The organism is Dyadobacter sp. NIV53 (assembly GCF_019711195.1).
Taxonomy (GTDB): domain Bacteria; phylum Bacteroidota; class Bacteroidia; order Cytophagales; family Spirosomataceae; genus Dyadobacter.
Genome location: NZ_CP081299.1, coordinates 5,824,712 through 5,849,108, shown reverse-complemented (window position 1 = coordinate 5,849,108; position 24,397 = coordinate 5,824,712). Strand labels below are relative to the sequence as shown.

Sequence of the window (24,397 nt, the reverse complement as noted above, 5' to 3'; positions counted from 1 at the left end):
TTTAGGAATACCATTTTTTGAACTGGTTTGGCTTACCAGTTTGGATTTTGGACCAGCCTGGAATTCAGCAAAATTTCCTGTGTTGGAATAGGATATAAATAGTCTTTGGCCTCATTGAATTTTTTTACAATATGGTTATTGATAACGATGTTTCCACCGGCGTTGCCATTTTCCAAAACTATTTCACTGCCGAGTTTCAGTATTTGTGCTCCGGCAACTACCGGCTTGGTTCCTTCGTAGATAACCAGGTCAATCTTTCCGTCTTTATCCAGATCAAAATTGCCTGTTCCCGGAAAATACATGCCTTTAAATTGCCGGGTCAGCAACTGGCCTTCTTTCCAGCGCAGAAGATCATCCCAACGGAAGAAATTTTCCATCACAAGCTCTACCCTTCTTTCCCGTCTGATTTCTAAAATGATGCCAGCATTTTCACCTTTAACCTGGTTGTATTGCGCGGCAAGGTATGGATCAGGATTGGCGTTTGATAAAGCAAGGTCAATAGCCGGCATGCCTACACGGTCACGAAGCAATTTAACAGAACGGTCCAGGTCCGGCTGTGTCAGTGTTGCTTTTTCTGCCTTTGCTTCGGCAAAATTTAGCAGTACTTCCGCATAACGAAAGATTGGCATGTCGGTAATGTCCTTATTGAAAGTGTCCCATTTGGGTTCAGAAACAAACTTGATCAGCTGATAGCCCGTTACAGTACCGCCAAACTCCGGAACCAGCGGAGTAGTTTCTCCGATCCGCGTATAACCAGGCGTTTTAATGGTTTGGGAAAGACGTGGGTCCCGGTTTTGTGTCTCATCATAAAATGACATGGTCTGGTAGCCCGGCTTGCTTGTAAAGCGTGTTCCGTCTTTCATCAGATAACTGTTAACCAGCTGTTTTTCCAATCCGGGTTTGCCATAAGAAGCTGTCATGGTATAATAATTCAGATTGTGATAGACCTGTAACGCATCGCTGAAATCGCGGGCCAGGATCACTTCACTTTCAATGGCATTATCTGATGAAAATAGTTTCAGATAGGCGGTAGCAGGCGTGGCATTGTAAATAGAATAACCGCTGGATTTAATTATTTCTTCGGATGCGCTAATACTTTCATCTAAAAACTGTTCTGAACCGGGCAGGTTAAATTCCTGGTGATATTTGCGGAAAGTCCCTTCAAATAGTGTGATCCGGGATTTCAATGCAAGAGCTGTCCATTTTGTAATGCTATTCACCTGCCTTGTTGTACCAAGCGTGCTAATAGCGTAATTTACATCTGCCATTACTGAGTCCATCACGAGTGTTCTCGGGTCGCGGGCTTTTGTCAGCATTTCTTCATCCCCCACTTCAATCGGATTGGAATACCATGGGACATCGCCAAAACGCTTTACCATATTAAAATAGAAATAAGCCCGAAAAAACCGGGCAAGGCCGTTATATCTGGCCACAGCAGCCGGATCGGGGCATTTGGCTGAATTAGCAAGGAAATAATTTATATTGCGAAGATCTGTCCAGGTCCATCCGCCTCCGCTGGTTGGCACAATCCGTGTTCCCTGCAATTCTTCCCGCAAGCTGTTTTTAACTACATTATCCACGTCTTCATTGTATACATCTTCTGCCGAGGGCAGCATATTATAAAATGAGTTGGTATACAGCAGCAGGTCATTTTCTGTATTAAAAAATGTAACGGGAGAAATTGCATCCAGCGGTAACTGGTTCAGATCACAGGATACCAGCCCGATTGATAAGGCAATGATATAAAATATTTTTTTCATCAAAGTATTGATTTAAAACGATTTAGAAAGTGATATTAAGACCGGCAGAGAATGTTTTGGACAAAGGGTATGTCCTGCCATTCGTGGCATCGCCGTCTATCTGTTCAGGGTCTATAGATTTGCTTCTCAGAGGTGTGAAGGTGAGCAGGTTTTCTCCGCTTACATAAATACGGGCTCTTGGAATACGGATCTTTTTGGTCAGGTTTGCCGGAATCATGTAGCCGATCACTACATTTTTCAATCTCATATAACCCACATTCTGCATGTATTTATCATTCTTTTCACCCAGATCATTTCCTGCGCTTAAAGCCGTATAACCTCTTAGCAAAGGAAAGTATGCATCCGGATTTTCAGGCGTCCAGATATCGTCTTCAAAATGTTCAGGAATGAAAGAAAAATATGGCCGGGAATACGCTCCCCAGAATTTATCCGCATCTGACCCGGGATACCAGTTTTTCCTGATAATTCCCTGTACCAGGCCGGTCATATCCAAGCCATTCCAGGAAGCACCCAGATTAATACCATACTTAAATCTTGGATTGGAATTTCCTATTATACGCAGATCACCATGATCGGCAAGGGTATTTGCTCCCTTGGAAATTTTTCCGTCCCCGTTCAGGTCATGGAATTTAATATCTCCGGCCTGCAACTTGGCCCATTCTCCGGCAGAACTAAGACGACGGCCATTCACCAATGACTGATCGACTGTAAAGGCCTGTGCTTCTTCATTCGTTTTAAAATAACCATCCAGACTGTATCCCCACATTTCACCCATCGTTTGTCCTTCGTAGTAGCTCGACAGGATTTTATTCGGATTGTTGTACTTAGTTATTTTGGATACAAAGTCAGACAACATAAAAGATACGTTATAGCTAAAAGGTTTTCCGGCCAGCTTGAACTGGTCTCTCCATCCTGCCGAAATTTCAAATCCTTTGGTTTGGAGATCACCGGCATTTTTCGTTGGAACCGTAGCCCCGTAAACAGTCGGGAGCACCTGGCCCGGAACCAGCATATCGGTTGTTTTGCGGACATAGGCATCGAAAGCAATATTCAGCCGGTTTTTCAAAAGGTCTATGTCAACACCCAAATTGGATGTAGTCGCTTTTTCCCAGGTCAAATCTGTGGAAATGGGTTTGGGGCTATTAACATACTGTAATTTTTGCCCTCCGCTGATCCATGTTGACAAAGCGGTCGGCATGGTAGAAATATAGGGGTAAAAGCTGGCAGAACTGGAATTGGACGGCAGCTGATTTCCCAGTGTACCGTATGATGCACGTATTTTGAAGTTGTTCACCACATCACGTAAAGGCTCGAAAAACGATTCTTCGCTGATACGCCATGCACCGGAAACCGATGGGAAAAAACCAAACCTGCTGCCACTTCCGAAACGTGAAGTTCCATCATAACGGCCATTTACTTCCAGCAGATATTTGCCTTCATAATCATAGTTTGCACGGAAGAAAGCACCGAATAATGCATATTTATAAGAATCGCCTTCTGTCAGCTGCTCTCCCGTTCCAAGGTTAAGGTCATTGAGGCTTTCGGAAAGTAAATTTTTTCTTGCACCATATAACCGCTGGTGTTTTTTTGTTTCATAGTTCATCCCTACGGTAGCACCCATATTGTGTTTTCCAAACTGCTGTCCATAAGTGGAAAACAAATTAGTAACACTTATCGGGTCGAACCAGAATGTTTTCTTTAACTGATCTGTATTAAAATTGGGTACGTTAACGAGTATGCCCGGCTGAATAGAATATTGGGCTACTGCTGAGCGGTACCAGTCATCGGCGATATAAAAAGAAAAAGAGTGATTCGCCACCACGTTCCAATGCTTGTTAATGTCGATCGTCGCGGAGTTGATCGTAGTCAGTTCGTGCTCCCTTTTTTCTCCGCCCGCTACGCCTTTAATAAGATTTGCAAATATGCCGTCACCAATTGAATAATTGTTTTTCAGCGTATTGTAAGTGGCAGTTCCATCAGGGTTCCGGGGCGCATAAGCCGGCAATGCATGAACCGTTACAGCAACGAAATTTTGATTTGCACTCCCTGTTGATTCCAATCCCGGGTATTTGTATTTGGAGTCAAAATACTGCGTATTATTGCTGACTTTCAGCCAGGGTGTCAACTGGGCATTGATCTTGCTGCGAAAAGTATAGGAAGTGAATTTGTCCGTATTGACTTTCATCAGACCATCTTTTTCAAAAACCGACCCTGACAGGTAATAATTGATTTTATCGGTACCACCTGATAAATTGATATTATGCTGTTTGGATGGTTCGCTGGTATTGAACATGGCATCCCACCAGTTGTAATTCCCGTAGTAATTGTAAATATCTTTTCCGTTTACATTCTTGATCACAGTCCACGGACGGGCAGGATTTTCTGTTTTATCATAACGACGGGCTTCGAGTTCAGCATAGTCTTCGTCGGTATAACGCGTGTAAGTATTACCCGTGGAGCGTTTAAAAGCTTCGTCGTTAATCCGTGCATGGTCATATCCTGTTGTAAGAAAATTGGTACTAACCGTGGGCGTCGACCATGCAAAATTATTGCTGTAAGATACGGTTGTCTTGCCGCTCTTAGCCGTTTTTGTGGTCACCAGTATGACACCAAAAGCACCTCGGGCACCATAAATAGCCGAAGCTGCTGCGTCTTTTAAAACCGAAACCGACTCTACATCACTTGGATTAATGCGGTTTATATCACCGGGAATACCGTCGATCAGCACCAGCGGGCTTCCGCCATTGATAGAAGTTTCTCCCCGGATATTTAATTTACCACCCTGACCGGGACGCCCGGTATCAAATGTAATGTTCAGGTTGGGAACCATGCCCTGTAGAATCTGGGACATATTATTCAATGGCCTGTTTTCAAGTTCCTTCGACTGGATCTGGGTAACAGCTCCTGTTAGATTTACTTTCCTTTGGGTACCGTAACCTACTACTACCAGCTCATTGAGTGCCTTTGTGTCTGCTGCCAGGGTGATGTCAACGAGTGACCGGTTTCCAACGGACACTTCCTGTGATACATAACCTACAAAACTGAAAACGATGACACTCTCAACATTAGGTACAACCAGCTCATAAGTACCTTGTCCGTCTGTTGTTGTTCCGGTTGAGCTTCCTTTAAGCACTACGCTTACACCTGGTAAAACACCCAGGCCATCGCTTGCTATTACTTTTCCCTTAATCCTGATATCCTGAGGAAGAATTGAATTATGCAGTTTTTTTTCAATTTCAAATAACATGGTTTCTTCTTTTTCAACCCTTTTGTTGGAAAGAATAATCTGGTTATTGATCACGGCATACTGGATCCTTCGTGGTATCAGCAGCTGATCCAGTACCTTGAATAACTTGCTTTTGCTTGCTACCAGGCTAATGCGTTCAGTTACTGATACCTTGCTACTGTAAACAAACTTGATATTAGTTTCTTTCTGTATCTCTTCAAGAGCAGTCCTGATCGGTACATTTAACAGATTAATAGAAATGTCTTTATCAAGAATTGACTGGGCCGATATTTCTTTCCCATAACTGGCCGATGCCAGTAAAACCGTTATAACCCATTGCAGTAATCCTATTCGCATGAGAAGTAGCCAGGCAGAAGGCTTGTTTGATACTGATTTTTGCATAATTTTGATTTTCTGATAGTTTTTTAGAGCACTGTTGGATTTAATCTGTTTGTTTCGGTGGAACGATTCAAGCAGTTAGAATTGACCGGTTGTGGTGGAACACTGCCGGTCTTTTTTTGAGTTTTACTCCGGTTTATTTCATCATATTCGGCAGAATGGGTTAAGGGTTAATAAATAGCATTTTTTATTCACAGGGTGTTCCTTCGATGACAATCAAATTTCCATCTATAGTATAGGTAGCTTCCAGGGACCGGCACAGCATTTCCAGGATTTCAGCAAGTGGCTGCTGGTCAAAATCAGCATTTAAGCGGCATTGGGCTATTTTTGGGTCTGAAAGTTTTATGCTGATGTCAAACTTTTTTTCAAGCAGGTTTATCACACTGATTATAGGTGTATTGTTGAAAGTGATACTAACCGGCTGGTATATTTCCCTTTTCTTCTGCAATGGAATATTTTGGGCCATTAATTTTTTAGGGCCCGTTTCGAAAATGGCTTGCTGGTTAGGTTTTAGTGTTACCTGCTGTGGGTTGGATTGATGATCCGGAGCGCTTACCTGAACACTTCCTGTTACCACAGATATTTCAAAACGTTTGCCTCTGGCGGCAGCTTTTACATTAAAGCTTGTCCCGAGCACCCGGACAGTCATGTCCTCACTATTTATTAAAAACGGGCTGGCCTTATTTTTTTTAATATTAAAAAAAGCTTCTCCTTTAAATTGTACGGTCCTGTTATTGGCTGCAAATACTTCGGGATAGGATATCATCGCGCCTTTGTTCATCCAGACCGTGCTGCCATCAGGAAGCTGGTGACGTATGATCCGGGACTCTTTATTTTCAAAATGAAGTAGTAAAGCAGGTGATTGTCCGGTTACAGCTGCTATAGGAATAGCGTGTTTATCCGAAGAAAGCGGCTTGAAATAATAGAAACCAATAACCAACAAAATAGAGGCAGCAATTCCTGTTAACCAGTATAAAGGGAATTTTTTAACTTCCGGAGAATACTCTTCCCGTTCAATTTGCTCCGTAATATTTTTTAAAGCATCAGCGAGCAACTGGCTTCTTTGTGCAGCTGGTATAACATGCGGATATTTCTCCTTGTTTTCAAGTGTTTTATACCACTCTTCCACGAGTGCCATTTCACTTTCCGTGCAAAGCCCTTGAAGATATTTTTCAAGTAATTCGGGGGACATCTTAATATGGGTTACTTTTTGATCCTTCTATTCGGAAGTCGTAACCAATGAAACTTAACCCTTAGAGCCTTTTTAAATTTAGAATATAAAATTTGTTTATCGCTTATTTTTTGAAGGAAGCAAGACAAATTTTTGAAGGAATAGCGGGTTATTCCGAAAAAATTTGGCGCAGATGCACTCAAAAAATAGCATAAACAATTTTACATAATGAATTTTAACAGGCTCGTAGTAACAGGAGAAAAATATTAGATAAAACCTAAAAGCAGAATTCCATAAACGAGATGTTCTTTAAGATAGACCTTCAAAACGCGCAAGGCTTTGGTAATATGCTGCTCAACCGTTTTTTCGGAAATTTCGAGCTGTACAGCCACTTCCCGGTTGGAAAATCCCTGGCGGCTTAGTGTGAATACCTGCTGGCATTTGGGTGGAAGTGATTCTAAACCTTCCTGGTAACGTGCCTGCAGATCCACAACAAGCGCATGCTGATAGGTGAAATTATTTTCGCGCTCTCTTTCTGATTCCCATCTGGTATTCTGGCGTTGTCTGGCCAGTTCTTTCCTGTAATTTGAAATGATCAGGTTCTTCGCCGCAGAAAATAAATAGGATTTGCAAATACTTACAGACAGGTCATTGCGCCTTTGCCACAGGTTCAGAAATAATTCCTGTACAATTTCCTGAGCAATAAACCGGTCAGCAACCCTCGCATAGACATAATTGAACAGCATGTCGGAATAACGTAGATAAAGCTCTTCAAAAGCCTGTTTGTCCCCATTCATGCTAATAAATTGAAGAATTTCTTCGTCCGAAAAGTTGGTATACTTTAAGCTCATATCAATAAACCCCAGGGCCCATGAATCAATACCTTCTGGAACGGTACAAAACTCGGCTATTATTTCTTAATCAATATGTACTCAATGTTAAGGTATCCTGACAAACCTGATCTTATTTAACAATAACTTAAACCAGAATACTTGACACACAATATTATTCAAATAACTCCCTGATTAAAAAATATCCCAAGCTGGCCGCTATCTGTTTCCGATATCCACCGAAGTCAGGTTTTAAAATAATTTTTAGAAAAACTTTATCAATATGCACTTAAGTGAAAATCCGTTCCGGTGAATGCCCCGAGATTTGTGGTGTAATCAAAAAAAAACAATACAATGAATTATTCAATAAAAAGAGCTAAGAGCATACGCAGTTTATTGGCAGCGTTGGCTTTGGCCACATTTTCCACATTGGCATTGGCATCCTGTACAGAAGATCACGAAAACCCGGAAGCCGCACAACGCAAAACTTACGTACTGGTAAATGGCGCTTTTCAGGCAGCTTATGGCTGGGACAAAGTGAAGGCTGCACTGGAATCGAAAGGAAACCAGGTTGTGGTAGTAGAACTTCCCGGCCATGGTACGGATCAGACAATTCCCTCCGGTATCACAATGGACAGCTACCGTGATAAAGTTGTAGCGTCAATTCAGCCTTTGCAGGGTAAAGTCATTTTAGTGGGCCACAGCCTGGGCGGAATCATCATTTCGGCAGCAGCGGAAGTGCTGCCAGATAAGATTGAACGTCTGATTTACTTAGGCGCTTTTGTTCCCAAAGACGGAGAATCCCTGTTTTCTATTGCCAGTGAGGATAGCGAAAGTGAGCTTAGTCCACTATTTGTTCCTTCCGGGGACCACCTGACTATCGGCATTAGTGACTTTGATAAATTACAGGAAGTTTTCTGCGCAGATGCCTCACCGGAAGACAAGAAAGTATTACTGGAAAAATTTCGCCAGGAACCGGCCATTCCATTAACGAACCCTGTAACGCTGACGTCCGCCAAATTTGGTACAGTTTCCAAAAGCTACATCAAAACATTGCAGGACAGAGCATTGGGAAAAACGCTTCAAAACAAAATGATCACCGAAAACGGAATCGCAGACGTGCGTGAAATCGCGAGCAGCCACTGTCCGCATTTATCCAAAGCACAGGAATTGAGCACGCTGTTAATTTCTATTGCCAACCAAAAATGACGCATCCGCGATAACCTTTGTGCTAAATTTGCGCGGATTGGTTATCAGGCAAAAATTAAAATGGTGGATAAATTAGCAACACTCAAAGAAGTTATCGGCCCATTTGCAGGTCTGACGGAGGATGAACTTTCCGTCAGCCTGCCTTTGTGGCGTACACGCAGGATTTTGAAAGGCGAATTTTACAACCGGCAAAATGTGGTGTGCAAAGACCTTGGAATCGTACTTAAAGGAATGTTCCGGATCTACTTCTACGATCCTAATGCTGACGAAGAAAAGAATGTTTACTTTTTTTCGGAAAATCAGTTCCTGGTTTCATTCCGCAGTTTTATATTTCAATATCCTTGCAGCTACTACATCGAAGCGCTTGAAGATTCGGAGATATTATACATGAATTACCATGACCTGCAACAAATGTATACTTCGTCGAAGGCATGGGAAAGGTTTGGGCGCTTGCTTGCCGAACATTTCTTCAACCATTCTCAGGGACGGACGGAAGACCTTTTGTTTTTAACTCATGAAAAACGTTATCTAAATCTGTTGGAAGAGCATCCCAATATTGTCAAACGGGTGCAGGCTTATCACATCGCTTCCTACCTGGGTGTCAAAAATCAATCCCTGAGCCGGATCCGCAAAAGATTGGCAGAAAAATAATCTCAGACCCATAATCTGAACACAAGGTTCAGGAATATGGATACATTTTACCTGAAAGCCACTTTTACCTTTGTCTTGTCTTAAATACTATTAAAAGCAAGAAACATGAAAAAAGTAAAATTGGGAAGCCAGGGGCTGGAAGTACCAGAACTTGGCTTGGGCTGCATGGGAATGACCGGCTTTCACGGAGCCGACATGTATGGTAAAGCCGATGAAAATGAAGCGATTGCGACGATACACCGTTCATTTGAATCAGGAGGAAATTTTCTGGATACTGCCGACCTTTACGGCCCTTTTGTGAACGAACAACTGATCAGAAAAGCCGTCGGAACTAGCCGCTCCGATTACATTATTGCAACCAAATTTGGCAATGAACTGGAAGACGATAGTACCGCTACCTGGCAGATTAACGGCACGAAGGCGTATGTAAAAAAAGCGGCGGAACGGTCACTCAAAAACCTGGGTACGGATTATATCGACCTGTATTATTTGCATCGCCTGGATAAAAACACACCAGTTGAAGAAACCATCGAAGCAATGGGTGAACTGGTTAAAGAAGGTAAAGTCCGCTATATTGGCCTCTCGGAGGTTTCTTCTGCTACGGTACAAAAAGCACACAAAATACATCCCATCAGCGCGGTACAAAGTGAATATTCGTTGTTTGAGCGCAAAGCAGAAGAATATGGCGTGTTGCAGACTTTACAGGAACTTGGGATCGGCTTTGTAGCATATTCGCCTTTGGGAAGAGGATTTATTACAGGACAGTTTCGTACTCCAGATGATTTTCCCGAAAATGATTTCAGAAGGACCGTTCCGCGTTTTCAGGGTGAGCAATTTTACAAAAATATTGAATTGCTAGAGGCCATTGAAGAGATGGCTGCACAAAAGCAAATTACAGCTTCACAGCTTGCCCTTGCCTGGGTACTGGCGAAAGGTATCATAGCCATTCCCGGCACCAAACGTATAAAATACCTGGAAGAAAATATCGCAGCAACGAATGTAATTCTTGACGCCGCAGATCTGGATAAACTGGAAAACATCGTCCCTCTGGGCCTGGACACCGGCAACCCATACAACCACTTTGGTATGGCCATGAATGACTATTGAACAGTTGGGAAATTAATATGAAGAAGATCAAATCCATTTCCGAATTCCATCGATTGATCGGCCTGCCCTCTCCCATGCATCCGCTCCTCAGCGTGATCCGTTTGGATGAGGTCAATCTTACTTATGGCGATCACTGGAAGGGTTTTCACTCTGATTTTTACTGCATTGCCATGAAAAATGAAGTGTCATGTGCGATCCGGTATGGGCAGCATATCCTGTTTTGAATATATCCGGCCCGGTACCATATCTCCCAAAACCCCTTCGGTTTGCACCCCAGGCTTTGAAATAGTAAATGGCAGAACAGAAGGAAATTCACCGGTTAAGGAAATGGCGAGATTGTGATCCGGCACGTTACCGAAAAAAGTCTGCGTCCATTAAGTATGTGACAGAGCACAGAAGAGTCCGTAAATCAATGACTTACGGACTCTTCTGATTATGCTCTGTATCCCAAATTTTTCATCATCCAACAAAAGCAAAGGGTATCAATTCCGGGCTCCATCGGACTACTGTCAGTACCCTTCATTCTGGACAATTGCAGGCGTGCTGGTAATTACAGCCAGCGCCGGAATCGGGTACAAGAGCTGATAAGGCTTGATCGGCGTCGAAATTCCTACTGTACTTTTACCCCCGCCGGATACTTTCGAATTCATGACCGTGAGTGCACGATCCGTGCGCAGGAGATCGAACCAGCGGTGCCCTTCAAATGGGGACTCTATTCGTTCCTCATTGTAGACTGCCGTCTTGAAAGTTTCGTATGTCAGACCGCTCAGATCGGCGAGTTTCGCACGTTTCCTGACCAGGTTGATCGCCGTGTAAGCCTCGGCAACAGGGCCCTTATTTACTTCATTTAGCGCTTCTGCATACATCAGCAGAATATCGGCATAGCGGATTACGTACCAGTCGGCTCCCGAATCGGCATAACCGCCTCCTGTTTCGCGCTCCACATAACCGCGGATATACTTGGCAGCAACAAAAGTGCTACCATTCTGATAGCCATCAGCGATATTGTTCCGGCGAGCATCGCCCACAGAATATGCGGCAGCAATATCATCGGTCGGCTGGTTAAACCCGAAAGCCCCACCTGATGCTATGGTGATCCCTTCCGAACCGGTTGGTGCAAAGTGATTGGGCAGGTTGGAACCAAGGTAATTGGACGCACTTTTATATTGTGCCTGCCAGATCGCCTCAGAATTTCCCTGCTGTCCGGCTTTATACAAGTCGGCATACACAGGCAGCAGGCTATATGTGCCTGACGCAACTACTTTTTTGAATTCGGCAGCGGCTTCCGTGTATTTCTTTTGCGTCAAATAAATCTGTCCAAGCAGACTTTGAGCAGCACCCTTGGTTGCCCTACCCACAGCGGATTCATCATATGAAACCGGTACCAATTCCTCTGCCTTAACAAGGTCGGCTTCGAGCTGGGCGTATACTTCCTGAGGGGTGGAGCGGCCAACACTGTAACTCGCATCGATATCTGTTACCGGCTCGGCCACAAGCGGAATGCCGCCGTACAACCGCACGAGGTTGAAATAGGCCAGCGCTCTCAATGTCAGTGCTTCGCCTGTGTATTGCTTTTTCAAATTATCGGAAACGGCCGAGCCATCGATTTTAGCAAGAATGCTGTTCGCTCTTGCAATCAGCACGTAACTGCTCTGCCAGAAGGCAGTGAGGTGTTCATTGTCAGTCGTCTCCCGAAATTCGTCGATATTCCTTTTCGCATCATTACCATCCCCGCCAGCGGTAAGCTCTGTTGTGTTATCCGACCGAAGGTCGACCAGCAGGGAATAATACCCGTTACCCTGATACACCTGTGCAAAAGCGGAGTAGGCACCTACCAGCGCCTGGTTAAAATCAGATTCGGTTTTAAAAAAGTCCGTTTCGCCGATCTGAGAAATGGGTTTTGATTCCAGGAAATCGTCACAGGACGTTCCTGATAATGCCAGGATAACCAGCGCAAAAGCTGTCTTAATATTTTTTGAGATCATGTGAATCAAGTTTAAGAGTTGATCTGGATTTTAACTGGATCAGAAACCAAGATTGAGGCCAAATACAATAGTCCTTGCCATCGGGTAAGTACCATAATCGATGCCCGGTGTGAGCGCGGAAGAGATCCAGGGATCACCTTCGGTTGTATTAACCTCCGGATTGTAGCCCGAATATTTGGTGAAGGTGTGCAGGTTCTGGATGTTCATGTATACCCTCGCATTTTTCAGGATCGTCCCGTTGAGCACCTTGCCAAGCCGGTAGCCGATCGTCACGTTTCTGATGCGCAGGAAGGAGGCATCGTCGACCAGGTAAGATGAAATCGTACGGTTGTTGGCCGAGCTGCCCGCGCCAAATGTTCTTCCATCACCCGGTTCTTCAGGCGACCGCCAGTAATTGACGGAAATCGTTCCGTTGTTGCGATAAGCGCTGCGTTTCGTCAGGTTCATCACTTCCACATCCTGAACACCCTGCAACGAAATCCCGAAGTCGAAGTTTCCTAGAGTAAAGCTGTTCGTCATGCCATAGGTGAATTTCGGAAGGTTATTCCCGATAATGGTTTTGTCGGAATCATTGATTACCCCGTCACCATTCAGGTCTCTGAATATTGCATCGCCAGCGTAGGTGTTCGGTAAATGCGCAGAACCATCCACTTGTGCCTGTGTGTTGTAAACACCATCGAAGATATAGCCATAGTAGCTTCCCAGCGGACTTCCGATCTGGGTAATATGTGTCAGAGAATTTTCCTGGGCACGATTGGCAACGATAATCGGGGTGCCACCCGCACCAAGTGATTCGACTTTGTTTCTGTTAAAAGAAATGTTGGCATTGGTTGTCCAGGTAAAATTTGCCCTCTTGAAATTTCTGGTCTCCAGTGCAAGCTCGACGCCTTTGTTGCGGAGACTTCCCAAATTGCGCAATGCCGTTTCGTAGCCTGTTGAAAGTGGCACAGGGACATTGAGAAGCAGGTCAGAGGTCAGCTTGTTATAATAATCAGCAGTCAGGAAAATCCGGTTTTGAAAAAGCCCGAGATCAAAACCCAGATCTATTTCTTTGGCTTTCTCCCATCCCAAATTTGCATTGCCAAATGAACCCTGCGCCAAACCGCTTGCGATCGAACCGTCACCCGATCCTAAAATATAATTGCTGCCATAGATCAATCCGACAGAAGCGTAGTCCGGAATCTGGTTGTTTCCGATCAGGCCATAACTTCCTCGTACCTTCAACTCACTGACCGCAGTTACGTCAGCCATAAATTTTTCCTGGCCTATTCTCCAGCCAACCGAAGCGGAAGGGAAGTTTCCCCATTTGTTTTCCGAGCCGAAACGGGACGAACCATCCCGGCGGAAAGTGGCGGTAAAAAAATACTTCTGGTCAAAATTGTAAGTCGCCCTGCTTAACAATGAAAGGAGTGTCCACTGGGAAAGGATCGAGCTTCCACCCGTCACGATACCTGCATTAAGCGTAGGCACCAGATCGTTCGGGAATGCATTGGCGTTTACAGCCGTTGAGTTAAAGCTCGACTTCTGTTCTGTCAATCCCACCAATACATTCACATGATGCTTTTCGGAAAACGAATTGTCGTAGGTAAGTGTGTTCTCATTCACCCAGCTAATATTGGTGGCTGCGTAAGAACGGCCGAACGATGGATTTACACTGATAAATGAAGGCGAGAACTTATTATTATTAAACGTATTGACATCCCCGTTGATACTCGTTTTGAATTGTAGATTTTTCAAAATATCAACGGTTGTGAACAAGCTGCCGACCGTACTGAACTGGTTCATGGTGTTTTTAATACCCTCACCAAAAGCTAGCGCATTGTTATAATTCATCGTTTGGGTGGTGCCATCGTCGTAGTGCAGCGTGTAGGATGTTGCGTAGCTGCCATCTGCATTCCGGGAGGGGTATAATCCTGGAACCGACATGACCGTGGTGGCTACCGCGCCGTAATCCTGGATCCCGCCGGTAGTTGCAATACGGTTATTTGTATATGATGGCGCAATACGGAAGCCGACTTTTATTTTGTCGGAAACCTTCGCATCTACATTTAAACGAAATGCATATTTCTTGAAACCGGAGTTGATTACAATACCCTCCTGGTTCTGGTAGTTGCCCGACAGATAATACCGGGCATTTTCCGTTCCACCCGAAGCCGCCAGTTGATAGTTTTGCATCGGTGCGCGGCGATAAAGCAGGTCCTGCCAGTCGGTGAATGGAAGGGAAGCTGCATTTTTGAATTCGTCGGCTATCTTGTATTGCGGGCCGCTTCTTGCCGAGTTCGGGTCCGTAACCTTGCCACCTGCGCGTACCCAGTCGGTATTTCGCTGGTCGGTAAGCCGCTGTGTATATTGCTGGTTGGTCATGATGCCCACCTTCTTGCCAATTTCCTGAAAACCGTAGCTGGCATTAAGGCTGATCTGCGACTTACCGGCTGCTCCCGTCTTCGTTGTGATTAAAACCACTCCATTGGAACCCCTCGATCCGTAAATGGATGTAGCGGATGCATCTTTAAGTACATCAATCGACTGAATATCACCTGGATTAATACTCGCCAGCGGATTTACCGGCGACTGATCCCCAATGTCCCCGCCCTGGGCTGATGCATTACTGACAGAGTTATCAAGCGGCACACCATCAACCACATACAACGGCTGGTTGCCCGCTGTAATGGAACCTGTCCCTCTGATTTTCAGAGAAATTCCACCGCCTGGCGCAGCCGAAGTTTGCTGCACCTGTACACCTGCCATCTGGCCAGCGAGGGCTTCGCCAAATGAAACCACCGCCCGATCCTGCAATTGCTTGGAATTAACCGAGGCTACCGAACCCGTCAGTTCTCTCTTTGACTGGCTTCCGTAACCTACTACAACAACTTCATTCAGCGATTTGTCACCAGTTTCGAGTTGCGGTGAAATATTCGAACGGTTTCCTACCTGCTCCTCCACGTCACTGTATCCTATATACGTAAATAGAAGAACACTATTTGCTGGCACTTGTATTTTATACGAACCATTCGCATCTGAAACGACACCATCAGTGCCGTTTTTCACCCGAATGGATACACCAACAAGGGGCTGACCGGTCGCTTTCTCGGTGACCTGGCCGCTAACAGTAACCGGATTAGCCCGGCCAGACGTCTGGGCTTGTCCGCTGGTACATAAGAAGAGCAGGAATAACACTTTGCAGAGTATTCCCAGAGGTACTCCGCAAGCGTTGCGGAAACAATTGTAATCCCCGGTAAAATTTTGTTTTCCCATAAGTCATGGAAGATAAGGTGTCTAGAAATGATTGAATCGAAAGGTATCGAAACAAATATAACTTATTTATCAAAACAAAAATATTTTTCGTAAGAAAAAATAATAATTTCAGTAGAAAAAGAAAGATAACGGAGGTTTTTATAAAATTTTTCTGATAAAACGGTAATAAAAAATGCTTCCAAACTCTTTGTTCGGAAGCATTCTGTGTGTTACTGTCAGATAATGTACTGATTGTTACCCCGAAACGACAGTCTACTTATATTGCTGCCAGTCCAATTCCTTATTTGTTAGTGGTAAATTGTGTTTTTGCGCATAATCGTTTCTGATTTTCTTTACATCATCCCACCACCGCTCCAAAGGATAATGTAATTCCCTGTAAATAAGATAACTAAGGTCGGTCGTGCGCACGGGTTGGTGATCCTTGATGTCGTCCACCTGATGCAAAAACTTCCGTCCATTGGCCTCTTCAACCAATGGCTGCCATTCTTTATACCAAACCCTGGTTACCAACGCCAGCATACTGTCGCGCTGCTGTTTCAGCTTATTAACTAACTCCATAGCAGCGTCCAGTTGCTTAATTGCTTGTGCCGGACTCGCCGCTGTCGAGGCTTTTTGCAGCAGATCTGTGGCTTTGTTTAGAGCAACCAGCATGCGCAAATTCTGTCCGCAAATTGCCGCAACCGATTCCAGTACTTCCAGGTTATAAAACTGCGATCCTGCACGCAATTTGTTTTCCCGGAGAAGTTGCAGTGCGTATTCGTTCTGCGGCAGCATCGCCTGTGCGGTTGCAAATCGTTCGGCATTCACCGGGTAATTTTTGTTGGAAATGGCAAGCGTACCCGGATCTGGCACTGGTAAGAGCGGCAACGTCTGGTCTCTTTCCGGGTGAGCAAAAAGACTGTCCGAGTTTCCCTTGATCATCGGCCGCCACGTTGATGGAATCCAGTCCCAGCTCTCCGTATGAAACTCTGCCTGCTCGCTCAGGACGCGGTAAACGCTATCCATATCCTTTTGAGTCGGCCCGTAAAAGGCATTCATGAACCGTGCCGAAGCATCCGCGGGTGTCAGGTTTTTGCTGTTCCATCCTGCCGCGGTGCCCGTTGCATATCCGAGCCAGAATGTTTCAGGATGGAGCCCTGCATCAGCCCAGCCGGCAATCACCACGCCCGTGAAGGATGAAAGATTTTCAGAAAAAGCTGTATTGATTTCCCTCATCATATCCGCTACCCTGCCCGACGAGCGATCGCTTCCGTCTGCCATCACGGCGGTCTGGGTATGCAACGGGTAATAATTAGGAAAAATAGGCTCTGCGCCCTGTGTGGCCGTATAAACAAACTGCCTGATCCCGTGGTTTTTGTAATCTGCGGCGATGGCATTATTGTAAACACCATTGACCATGTGCGACGGCAGCGAGGTTATATCCTCTTTTCTCAACGGAAATTCACCCCAGAACAGCACAGTGCGGCCTTGTTCGTGCAATCTGTCGGCCAATTTTTTGACAAACCACGCCAACAACCGGCCATTTCCACCGAGACTGTCCGCCATTGGTTTTTCAGAAGGCGCTTTACCTGTGTAATAGGCTTCGTCATTCGAAAGGATAATGTACTTGCTGCCCTTGCTCGCATTGATCAGTTCACTGAACATCGCGTCTAGCAATTTATAAGTGCCGGGATTGGTAACCGAAAACTGATAATTAATGTCATCAATCAGCCGCAGCTTGCGGTATTCAGGATGTTTCAGGATAAAGGAAACGTGCGCCGGAGCATCGAGAAAGGGCACCAGATCAACGTAATGCGCCTTTGCGAAATCAGCAAGCTCCTGGTATTCAGCGGGAGACAAGGCATAGGGTTCCACAATGGCGGGAGCCGATTTATAATTAAAATGCCCTTCCAGTTTGATCGAAAACGCATTGATCTTATAGGTTGAAGCCTGCCGGATAATTCTTTTCAAAGCGCTCAGTTTCTCCAGATGGTGCGCATCATCCCAGTAAATCATCCGGACTTCCACATTAGGCCAATCCGTAATTTCACCTTCCGGAAGCTGCGCATGAGACCGGTATAGCTGCAAAAAAGTCTGCACACCATAATACAAACCCTGTGAAGCATTGGCTGTGATCGTAACATGCCCAGACTTCAAACTCAGCCTATATGCCTGACGTTCAATTGCTGTTCTGTTTGTATCAACGCTGGCTTCGATGCTGACAGATCCTTTTTCAACCACCAGCCGAATGGCGGGAGAACTGCCATAAGCATTTTGGGTTGCAATGGAAAGGGTAAGGCCGGCTTCTTTTAAGCCTTCTTGTAGGCTTATGGTTGGCTGTTCTTTAGCGAGGGCTGGATCTGTTACAATTTTCCAGTTTTTGGTTATTGGGAATTTCTTTTCGGTGAGTTCCATCTTTTGCGGAAGTGGGAGTAAGCCGGAGCTGGGGTCGCCATTGCTGGTGGTTCTTAGTTGTGAACCATTGACTTGCGCATTTGTCGTAGATATATCGAGAAAAAAGAGGCAAACCAAAAATATGATCCTGGCTATCAGTATGAAATTTTGTAAAGCCAACTCGTAAGGGTTTGAACTTTCGGCAGTGACTTTAAAAGGAGCATTGGTTTTGGGGATATTCTGGAAAATTGGCATGAAGGAAGAGATTTTAAAGGTGGTTTAGGAATAGCGAGCGGAACAGGTTGGCAACTAGCATGGGATCCTGTTGTGTCACTTCATTGGCACAACAGGTTTTCTAATGCTAGTGCAATTAAAAAGAAAAAAGTAAGGAAACGAAAATTCTTGGGAGGAAAGTTTGAAATTTAAGACACTAGGAAGGAATGTGACGTTATATTTCGCAACGGTCGGCCTTAGTATCTTTATGATCGCAGGTGACCGTACATGATTTACTTTCGAGCAAGGTTCATGCTTCCGCCACAAGAAAATTGACATTATTCATAAATAGAGTTCAAAAATGAAAATGCCTGAAGTGTTGAAGGATATTCCCAGTCATAATATAGTCCAGTGCGAAAATTTGGAATGATAAAAAGAATTGGCAGAATTGCAGATGAATGTCTTAGACTGTATAATTTCTAGTTGATAGGAACTACCAATTTTACCATTGCAACGATTGTGCGGTTCAAGGAAGTTTTGGGCATAAAGTTAATTGAGGTTAGTGCATATTGATTAAACGAGTTAATAATTACGTATTCGTCTTTAAGCTAGATTTATTTTATGAAACCATTCGCATCATCACCCAAATCGCTGACAATGAAAATTTCAAACTCTCCAAGCCAGATACAGTACACGCTTTTTACTGAGACCGAAGACGTTAAATTTAGTCAGTTTTTTGAAACTGCCTTCCAGTTCCTCCGTCTAGTCCCTAAAGATATTTTGCAATTAAGCAACACAGAGCGATTCTATGAGTTTTATCAAGGATATCGTGGGGCTAGCGGTATACTGTTTTTTACAATTAACCCACTAGTGCTTGTCGAACTTGAGGAGGAGGAAAGATATAAGGCTTTGTCTAGTTATTTTGCCATATTCAGTAGCAGTATCATAAACGTATTCATAGTAGATACTTCAATAACCAATCATCAGTTTGCCTCAGATTTTATAAACAATACAACTCTTTCTTATGTGTTTTTTATAGGTGACTTGAGTACGGACAAATTGAAACTATACAATTCCTGTAAGATTCTAGGCAGTGTTCAGGATTTCATCAAAGATTTGGTTGAAAAAGGTGGCGAAATAGGTTCTCAACTAGGTCTTAAACTAGAATTTGAGGTGTCAAACTCTTTTGATGCTAATATAGTCAATCCATTACACCGAGGATATATTGCCGAAAATAATTACTTACTCATTAATCAAATCATAGGCAATCATTGGCATAATCCACCTGAACAAATAAAACCAGATGGTAATGATCTTTTTAAGGGAGAAAGAGTCAAAATACAGGTTTTGCAGATACAGCAATTGGACAAAATAACCCGTGCGCTGAAAGCAAATGCTCCAATAACTCCAATCGAAACGGTGTATTCACCTTTGGTAGTAATTGCCCCATATCATTTCCCGAGGTACAAACAGTGGAATAAAAGAATTCGTGAAAAAGATAGAAAAGCATTTATCGAGCTATATCAAAGTGAGCAGAAACTCGATTATACAATCGAACTAACGGGCGAAGCGCTTAACAAAATTCCTAAGCAAATAATTCAGTCGTCGATCGTCTCAATGTTTCAACAATTACTTGTTCTAGATAAAGTCGGATATCTGCATGCTTTGTTAACCTATTCGCCAATTTTTAGACTGCCTGTTATTGGACGGTCTATCAATGTTGAATTGTCGCACTTTCAGCAAAATTTTTCGACCAGACAGAAAGCGGCTGCTAAAATAATGAAACTAGGTAATATTATGAGGGAGAGGCTCATCGATGACCAATTTAAAGAGCTTCTATTAAAGCGTAACGGTCAACTTGTAGTGTTAACCGATCTACCAATTGAGTGGTTGATACTTTCAAATTTGCCATTGTCTATGACTCACGATGTATGCAGAATACCAGAATTTAATTTAACTAGCTCTATGAATGAAAGTATAAAACATCAACGACTGAATTTTAGCATCCCTGCAAACATTGTCGAAAGAACATTGGTAATCCATTCGGCTTCAAAGAAGGATATCGGAATGCAACAAGCATTTTCAGAAATAGAGGCGCTCAAGGGCGAGCTAAATTTTACAAGTGCGTTTTGTAATAATCTGGAAGAGGTGAAAGAAGCCGTTCACTCATTTGATCCTTTGCTTCTAATATTTGACTGCCATGGTGGCTTTGACGAGAAAACATTGTCTAGTTTCCTAATTTTGGACGACCCAAGGAAAGTTCGACTTACAGGAGATCAAATTATCGAGCATGGTATCAGTGCGCCAATAGTTTTCATTTCTGCTTGCCAAACTATGCCAAATTATGGGTACATCAAGCTACTTTCAGATGCTTTTTTTCAAGCCGGTGCTTTAACAGTTACTGCCACATACCTTCCAATTTCAATAAATGAGGGTGCAAGAGTCATAAGAAGAATTTTGCGAAATCTGCATCAGCATCAAGATAGAATAATTCATTTCAATTGGCTTGCATTTATTTCACATACTCTGAGGGGGGAGTTTGTTCATAGTGTGATTGAGAAGTTAACATTTCAGGAAAAACGGAATGATATCAATTCAGGATTATTTTCAGAGGTACTTCTAGATTTAATGGTTTTTGACAGACGTACCACGGCTTGGAATCGTCTTTCAGAATATCTAAAAAGTATTGGGTCTTCGATAACTTCGGACTTTTGGGCAACTCATCATGAATGGCTTTCTTACACCACTATTGGTAGGGCAGACTTGATCTATTTTGAAAATTGGAGAAAAAAGCATCGAGATGTAAACCTAGACCTAGAAAATGCTGATATTGATTAAATTGATCATGATATTATAGCACTACCATTGCATTTAGCCGGATAAATATCGACCAAGGCGCAGAGCGCCGCAATATTTGTAGCTAAGAAAAAATTTCACAATTTCTGAAAGGTGCAGCGCACCGAAATAATCCTTCGATTCCAAAATGCCACTCAAATACCCTTCCCCCTCTAACTCTCCGCAATAATCACCTCAATATTATGCTGCTTTAACATCTTCAAATCCGCTTCTTCAATCTTATCGTCCGTCACCACTTTATTGATTTTTTCGAAACCGCAGATGAAGGCTAGTCCGGATTTTTTGAATTTGGATGAGTCTGTGACGATGATGACTTCTTCGGCGATGTCGATCATGATCTGGTTGAGGTAGGCTTCTTCCATGTAGTGGGTGAAGAAACCGGTATTGGCCTTGATGCCGTCAATTCCCAGAAAAAGTTTGTTGCAATACAGTTGTTTGAAGTTTCGCTCTGCCATTGGCCCTACGAGGGACATGGAGAATTCTTTCAGATATCCGCCCGGCATATACACCTGCAGGTTTTCATACTGGGCCAGGTTGTTGACAATGTCCAGCGCATTGCTGATCACGGTCAGGTTCTTGAATTTTTCGAGATTGTTCGATATTTCAAATGTAGTGGTTCCCGAATCGAGTATGATGCTGTCTTCTTCGTTGATCAGCGACACCGCCTTTTTGCCTATCGCCCGTTTGGTATCGTGGTTGATCTTCCTTTTTTCGGTGACGGTCAGGGCGATGTTGTTGGTTTTAAATGCCCCGCCATGAGCCCTTACCAGCAGATTGCTATTTTCCAGCTTGTCCAGATCGTTGCGGATGGTGACTTCACTCACATCCAGCATTTCACTTAAATCGTTGACATTTACTTCGCCCAACTCATCAAGCTTTTGCAATATAAGCGAACGACGCTGCGCTGTCTTTTTCATGGTACCAGTTTTTTTATTCGTTTATTTTTGATTTAAGGGTATTTAAGCCTGAAATATCCGGCTGCTCAGACGAGGCTGCAAAGGTAGCAACATTCGGCACATGGTGTTGAAAAACCACAACTAACGATTTAAGGCATCAGGAGGGTTTTCCACTTCGTGCTGATGAGCGAAAGCCCGGTGCACTTCGATGATCTTCTCTATACGGCTGAGAATCAGCGGCATCATCTCCTTTGGAAACAGCGCTTCTACAACGATCAGTTTCAGATCCGCGTCCTGTGTCTTAAAAACCTCGATGTAATTGACCTCGAAACGGCTTTTACCGAACAGCTGCAAGACCCTGTTCAAAACGCCATTGGTGTCGCTGGCATAGATCGATATCCGGCTGGAACCGGCAAACTGATTTTCCATCTGAACTATCTTTTAACTTTCACAGTAAAAGAAATCCGCTTTGTTTCGTGAATGAACGAATGCGCCCCATGGCTGTCCCGGCGTGTGTTACCGTTTTTCGGGTATTCGTAAACACCGTAAAATTTGATCTCATGCCCATCCGGACAATCCGGTTTGATCTGCATCTGGGAGGTCAGCCGCTGTGCACCCGACCAGTCGTTGCGGGCAAAGAAAAGCATACGCCTATTATCCATCGCGACGTAGGGATCTTCGGTATAAAGCTGAAGGCCAAAGTCATGCAGCGAATCAAGATCCGACTGCGTGAAAATGCTGATCCATTCACCAGGATTAGCGATCCCGTCACCATTCCCTTCTCCTACAAGCGTTTTTTCTTCCACTTCCAGCTTCACCGGACGACCGTCGGCAACTGTAAAATGTTTAAGTGTTGCTTCGGGTGAATAAAAAGGAACTTCCAGCAGAAACTGGTCTTTTTTACCCTGATAGCTTAGTACTAATTTCAGCTTCGCACGGTCGAGGCTGGCGTTTCGTGACCGTATCCGAAAAGCGGTCTTTTCATACAGCGCGCCCTGAGCTACTTGTCCAATGGTCGTGGCCGGGTCCATCACTTCCACTTCTTCATCCTGCGCGATGAGCTCAATGCCTATGGAATCGACGGCGGCCCCGCCTTTGTTAAATAATAATGGACTCAGGGAAACGATATCGCCAACGCCCGGCATCTTACGGTCGAGGGTATAGGTTGCCATGGAAATGTGCCCCGGATCGCCAGCCCGGTACAATCCGATGTCGCTCTGCTGACCGGTTCCCTGCCACTGAATTCGTCCTTTTTTGTCGCTGCGTACATCCGAACGGTATATTTTGCGCGTCGGTACATCCAGACGTATCAACTGAAAACTGGTATTGGGCGTGTAAATACTGTCGGTTTCTATTTTTACAGACAGATCCTGAATTGCAGGTCCATCTGGCAGCCACTTTTTGGTTTGCAAACTGAATCCTTCCCGGCGTACATCATTCAGTATCGTGAATCCCGGAATATTCCGATTGGTGTTAACGTCGTAATTCCAGACAGAAAAGCTGGGGTATAAATCAATATGATGCCACTTTTCCGGCCTCGCGAGTGGCATTCGGAAATACTTCATGTGAAAATCGAATTGTCCTTTGATATTGACCGCATTGTGGAAGCCTCTGAAATAGCCAATTCCATAAAACCAGCTTTCGTAGTTCAATTCCAGCGTTTGATAAGCCCGGTCGATCTCCTGGTCGTGCTGCCGCAAAAAATCCTTGCTTCCCAGGTGCATACGAATTGGCAAGCCAACAAAATTGCGCCCCATTTCCTTGAATGGCGTATAAATCTGTAAAGCCTTCGGACCGACCGTAAACGAAGCGGAAGGACAGAAAAACGAAGCGCTCGATAGCAGGTGCGGATATTTGGAAGCAACCAGCATGGACATAAATCCGCCCATACTCAACCCTGATACCGCACGGTTTTCCCGAAAAGCCTTGGTACGATAGTGGGCATCCACGTACCGCACAAATTCCGGAAAGTAATCAACAAACTGCCTGTCTTCTTTTACAGGCGCAATATCGTAAGGGCGCGGATATTGTGCCGGCACATAACCGTCCCATTTGGCGATAATGACATCTGTACCTTCCACATAGTTTGCGAAATTATCCAGCGAATCAGGACCGCATCGTTCATCATTCCCGTTAAATTCATCGTAATAGCGTGCCTCGCCCGAGCGGGAAACTTCGCCATCTGCCGGACCGTTAAACCTTCCTGCGTTTCCATGAAAATAGTAAATGACCGGATACCGCCGCTCAGGATGCTCGTAATAATCAGGCGGCATGATCATGCGGAAATGCCGGTCCTCTTTGAACACTTCACTGTAATGTTTCCGGTCTTCGATAATTGCCTTTCGCTGCGGCTGCTGAGCCTGTACCTGCAACAGAGCCGTCAAGACCAGCAAAGCGGGCAGTTTCAAAACCCGGGTGCCGTTCATTTTTAAAAAACCGATAAACCTGCTGATCAAATTCATAATG

The 24,397-nt window shown here is 44.3% G+C and carries 15 protein-coding genes; 5 read left to right on the top strand and 10 right to left on the bottom strand.

What is annotated here, in order from left to right:
• Positions 1-32: 32 nt before the first annotated feature.
• From KZC02_RS24160 to KZC02_RS24145, 4 genes are all read right to left on the bottom strand, one after another.
• Entirely contained in the window at positions 33-1,760 is a 1,728-nt protein-coding gene (locus KZC02_RS24160; protein ID WP_221391017.1) for a RagB/SusD family nutrient uptake outer membrane protein, read from the bottom strand.
• A gap of 22 nt (positions 1,761-1,782) precedes the next feature.
• Positions 1,783-5,388: a TonB-dependent receptor gene (locus tag KZC02_RS24155; RefSeq protein ID WP_221391016.1), complete on the bottom strand. Its 3,606-nt coding sequence runs from the start codon at positions 5,386-5,388 to the stop codon at positions 1,783-1,785.
• A 184-nt stretch (positions 5,389-5,572) separates the two neighbouring features.
• Positions 5,573-6,577 carry a FecR family protein gene (locus tag KZC02_RS24150; protein WP_221391015.1) on the bottom strand — a complete coding sequence of 335 codons (1,005 nt, stop codon included), beginning with the start codon at positions 6,575-6,577 and terminating at the stop codon, positions 5,573-5,575.
• 245 nt (positions 6,578-6,822) lie between these two features.
• The gene (locus KZC02_RS24145) at positions 6,823-7,407 is read right to left on the bottom strand and encodes an RNA polymerase sigma factor (RefSeq protein ID WP_221391014.1); all 585 of its coding nucleotides are present in this window, start codon (positions 7,405-7,407) and stop codon (positions 6,823-6,825) included.
• Positions 7,408-7,740: 333 nt separating this feature from the next.
• Between KZC02_RS24145 and KZC02_RS24140 the strand changes: the two genes are divergently transcribed.
• The 4 genes from KZC02_RS24140 (at position 7,741) to KZC02_RS24125 (ending at position 10,577) form a co-directional block, all read left to right on the top strand.
• A complete protein-coding gene (locus KZC02_RS24140) occupies positions 7,741-8,595 on the top strand; it encodes an alpha/beta fold hydrolase (RefSeq protein ID WP_221391013.1) in 855 nt (284 codons plus the stop codon).
• A 60-nt stretch (positions 8,596-8,655) separates the two neighbouring features.
• Complete coding sequence (locus KZC02_RS24135; RefSeq protein ID WP_221391012.1) at positions 8,656-9,246, top strand: Crp/Fnr family transcriptional regulator; 591 nt, start codon at positions 8,656-8,658, stop codon at positions 9,244-9,246.
• 105 nt (positions 9,247-9,351) lie between these two features.
• Positions 9,352-10,353, top strand: a complete 1,002-nt coding sequence (locus KZC02_RS24130) for an aldo/keto reductase (protein WP_221391011.1) — start codon at positions 9,352-9,354, stop codon at positions 10,351-10,353.
• Positions 10,354-10,427: 74 nt separating this feature from the next.
• Complete coding sequence (locus tag KZC02_RS24125; protein WP_221391010.1) at positions 10,428-10,577, top strand: hypothetical protein; 150 nt, start codon at positions 10,428-10,430, stop codon at positions 10,575-10,577.
• A gap of 285 nt (positions 10,578-10,862) precedes the next feature.
• Here KZC02_RS24125 and KZC02_RS24120 read toward each other — a convergent pair whose 3' ends face one another.
• The 3 genes from KZC02_RS24120 to KZC02_RS24110 form a co-directional block, all read right to left on the bottom strand.
• Positions 10,863-12,338: a RagB/SusD family nutrient uptake outer membrane protein gene (locus KZC02_RS24120; RefSeq protein ID WP_221391009.1), complete on the bottom strand. Its 1,476-nt coding sequence runs from the start codon at positions 12,336-12,338 to the stop codon at positions 10,863-10,865.
• 39 nt (positions 12,339-12,377) lie between these two features.
• A complete protein-coding gene (locus KZC02_RS24115) occupies positions 12,378-15,593 on the bottom strand; it encodes a TonB-dependent receptor (protein ID WP_221391008.1) in 3,216 nt (1,071 codons plus the stop codon).
• Positions 15,594-15,845: 252 nt separating this feature from the next.
• The gene (locus tag KZC02_RS24110) at positions 15,846-18,221 is read right to left on the bottom strand and encodes a glycoside hydrolase family 20 zincin-like fold domain-containing protein (RefSeq protein ID WP_229253768.1); all 2,376 of its coding nucleotides are present in this window, start codon (positions 18,219-18,221) and stop codon (positions 15,846-15,848) included.
• Positions 18,222-18,836: 615 nt separating this feature from the next.
• Between KZC02_RS24110 and KZC02_RS24105 the strand changes: the two genes are divergently transcribed.
• On the top strand, positions 18,837-21,017 hold the full coding sequence (locus tag KZC02_RS24105; protein ID WP_221391007.1) for a CHAT domain-containing protein: 2,181 nt from the start codon (positions 18,837-18,839) through the stop codon (positions 21,015-21,017).
• Positions 21,018-21,187: 170 nt separating this feature from the next.
• Here KZC02_RS24105 and agaR read toward each other — a convergent pair whose 3' ends face one another.
• The 3 genes from agaR to KZC02_RS24090 form a co-directional block, all read right to left on the bottom strand.
• Positions 21,188-21,952 (bottom strand): transcriptional repressor AgaR, encoded by a 765-nt coding sequence (gene agaR, locus KZC02_RS24100; RefSeq protein ID WP_221391006.1) that lies wholly within the window; start codon positions 21,950-21,952, stop codon positions 21,188-21,190.
• A gap of 120 nt (positions 21,953-22,072) precedes the next feature.
• Complete coding sequence (locus KZC02_RS24095) at positions 22,073-22,360, bottom strand: ACT domain-containing protein (RefSeq protein ID WP_221391005.1); 288 nt, start codon at positions 22,358-22,360, stop codon at positions 22,073-22,075.
• A 5-nt stretch (positions 22,361-22,365) separates the two neighbouring features.
• A complete protein-coding gene (locus KZC02_RS24090) occupies positions 22,366-24,393 on the bottom strand; it encodes an esterase family protein (protein WP_221391004.1) in 2,028 nt (675 codons plus the stop codon).
• Positions 24,394-24,397: the final 4 nt, after the last annotated feature.